The organism is Lactococcus petauri (assembly GCF_002154895.1).
Lineage (GTDB): Bacteria > Bacillota > Bacilli > Lactobacillales > Streptococcaceae > Lactococcus > Lactococcus petauri.
Genome location: NZ_MUIZ01000029.1, coordinates 1 through 3,173, shown reverse-complemented (window position 1 = coordinate 3,173; position 3,173 = coordinate 1). Strand labels below are relative to the sequence as shown.

2 protein-coding genes and 1 pseudogene are annotated in these 3,173 nt (G+C 35.8%); all 3 read right to left on the bottom strand.

Annotated features, from left to right (window positions below; genetic code table 11):
* Nucleotides 1-348: 348 nt before the first annotated feature.
* A complete protein-coding gene (locus tag BZZ03_RS11700) occupies nt 349-1,125 on the bottom strand; it encodes a toll/interleukin-1 receptor domain-containing protein (protein ID WP_086583398.1) in 777 nt (258 codons plus the stop codon).
* A gap of 87 nt (nt 1,126-1,212) precedes the next feature.
* Nucleotides 1,213-2,886, bottom strand: a complete 1,674-nt coding sequence (locus tag BZZ03_RS11695) for an FtsK/SpoIIIE domain-containing protein (protein WP_086583397.1) — start codon at nt 2,884-2,886, stop codon at nt 1,213-1,215.
* Nucleotides 2,887-2,892: 6 nt separating this feature from the next.
* Nucleotides 2,893-3,173 (bottom strand): annotated as a pseudogene (locus BZZ03_RS11690) (DUF961 family protein); the annotation flags it as partial.

The window sequence follows — 3,173 nt, the reverse complement described above, 5'->3', positions numbered from 1 at the left end:
TAAGGTAGTGTCACTTCTTACCCCCCTCATTAGCACTCTGGGGGTTTATCGAGTGGCGGCTTACGCCACCACTCCGTGCATTCGCACGCTCACTCCTTACGCTTCGCACGGAGCTATGCTTACGCTAATGCACGCATTAATCCAAATAGAGAAGAACACTCCTCAATAAGTGGAAACTGCTGTCACGCACTACCGTTTGTGAGGGCAATACGACCGTGGAAAATTGCTTGCCTTTGGCAAGTCATCCTTCGGACAAACGGACAAGTCCTATAATTTACACACCGTCGATTGCGTGAACTCTGTTTTTCTTGAAAATAAAAAAACGCAGTATAAACCACGATTCTATATTTAACCAATTTCCGCCTGAATTGGTAATGGCTTCCATTCATTTTGAGCAACTTGATGATATACTCCCAAAACTATCAAGTCTTTCTCACTTTTCTTTCTTACAGAAATTTCACATGGAAATTTCGGAACAGTAGCTGAGGAAAATCCTACAAACCATCCATTCCCCTCTATACCATTAAGGAAATTTTCGTAATAACCAGAATTATAAAAACTTTGATTAATAGCTTGTACTTCAGCTTCATTTTGATTATTAGACATAAGTACAATATAATTTGATTTTGGTTCCATATAATGCATCGCTTCTATAGTCAGTAATATTCCATCTGGTTTAGGTGATATATGAACAACAAGATTTGAAAATACCGGACTACTTCTTGTATAAGTGTTTTTATTATCAATCACGTTAACAGCCTGCGTTAATACCGCTTCTAAACCATCAGTAAATAAATCGAGATATAGAGTTTGCTTCAAGATTATAGGCATTATAGAACTATCAAGTCTTATAGGAATAAGCTTTACATCTTTTTGAGCAGATTGCATTATGGCATTCTGCCACTCCATTGTAACCATTCTACTTTCAAGACTATTTTTTGAAACAAAGAAAAAGAAATATTTACATTTTTCAAGTCCTTCATTCATTTTGTCAATAATACCATCACCTGGTTGAATAGACCATGAATCATAAAACACATTTTCCTGACCATAAATTTCCCTGAAACGCAGTGCTAATTGTTCAACAATAGGCTTATCATTATAATTATGAGATAAAAAAATCAAATACTTTCTCCCTTGCTTTTAATAAATAAAATGAAATTTATTTTATTTTAACATAAAAACACCAAGAATATTCAAAGTTTAGAATAACTATTTGTCAAAATTAACAAATTCTTTTTCAAACTCTGCTTCATCAGCCAAAATTTCATCAATAGCCGCATTCAAGGTCAATTCTCCTGCTTCTTTGGCAGAAAAAACAGCCTGAAGAGCATAATAATCATCTTCAGTATAAGGAGCTTCCTCTCGAATAGAAAATCCCCCTGCAGCTAAACGCTCAATCACTGTTTTTACAGTTTTATTTGGCTGTTCCAATTTTCGGCTTAAAGATGTGATGGTATAAGTTTTTTCTTCTAATTGTCCTGCTTCTGCACGTTCCTGCTCAATATTTGAGATAGGAGGTGCTTCTAACTGAACAGGTTGAACTTCTTCCAACACAGGAAGTTTTGCAAGTTCTGAGATAAAATCATAACCTTCCGCAATAGGCACAAGTGGACTATAAAATTCACGTGCCAATTCACCATTATTTGAAACATAGCCACGACCGATTTTCCCTTTAATATATTTAAAGGTTTTCTTTTCGTTTTCATCCCCAAAAATCATACGATAACCTGAAGCTGTTAAGCGACCAACCGCCAAACGTTTCATGAAGTTATCACGTAACGCTGTTTTGAGATATTCCCCATCAGGGCGTTGCATAGCCAAGATAAGAAATACACCTGAAGCACGACCTTTTAAAACAATTTGAGTGACCCATTGAATTACTTCATCATATTCTTGATAAGTTAAACTTGCAATGAAGGCTGCCCATTCATCAAAAAGAATAAAGTCAGGAGGCAATCCATAATCTGAATAGCGTTTGCCTGGCTTATATTCTGGATGACTAGTCATGGTATCATAGCGCTGATCCATAAATTCAACTGCTTGCCTTAAGCAATTCATCATACTTTCTTTATCGATGAAAACACGGTCTTTAAAAACTGGAACATCCATTAAACCAACAAAATCTGAACGCTTAGGGTCACAGATACTCACTCTACCTACACGAGCCAAGGCTGAGAGTAAGGACATTAAGAGTACTGTCTTACCTCCCCCTGTACCGCCTGCAATCAGTAAATGTGGGTCTGATTCATAATTCCAGTACACCCCATTCATGAGTTTCAAACCTAATTTCTTATCGATAACAACATCATCAACACCAATTCTATTTCGTTCTCCATCAATCGCAAACACATATTCTACATAAGACCTTTTAGCCAAAATCCTATTTTCATCAATAAAATTTTGTTCTTGAAAGTCCGCAAAGAAGGTTGTTTCTAATTCTGCAGAAAGAGATAAGAATTTTTCTTGATGTGTACCTCCATCAATTGGAAAATAAGTATGTAATTCATAAGAATTGGGCTGTTTTACATAGATTCGAGCAAGTTTATGCCGTTCCCTTGTTCCTTTATCTGTTTTAACCGTCACTTTCTCAATAAGATTGTGTTGCACAAGATAATTCAATAAAAGCCTTTTATAATTTTTCATAGAAAAACTTCTAAAATGACCATACGTGAATACAAGCAATCCAAATCCCAAAGAAAAAGCAACAAAAAAAACGCCTGTCAAAACAAGAGCGAGCATTTTAGAATCCATTGCTTGAAAATCTTTATAAAAAGCTGCACTTGGACTACTCAAAATAAGCCCTACAATACCTACAAAACTTTGACGGTCATATTTATCAGACAGTCTTAAACGAGAACCCTTAGACACATTTTTTTGTCCCATAGGCTATTATTTTTGGTCTGCAGCTTTATTTTCTGATTTATTTTCAGGTTTTGGAGCAGCAGTTTGATTGGAGTGATTAACTTTGCTTGCTTTTTCAATACTATCGGCACGGAACTTCACACCATCATAGTAATTTGTACGGTTTTGACCAGCATAAGTTGTTACTTCTTTATCATTCCAGAAGAAAGCAGAACGATTGCCGAGCTTAACTTCATCTTCATAGTCAATACCATCAAATTTTGTGGATGCAGACATTTTAACTTCAATTTGTTCTTCCATAGCTTCAG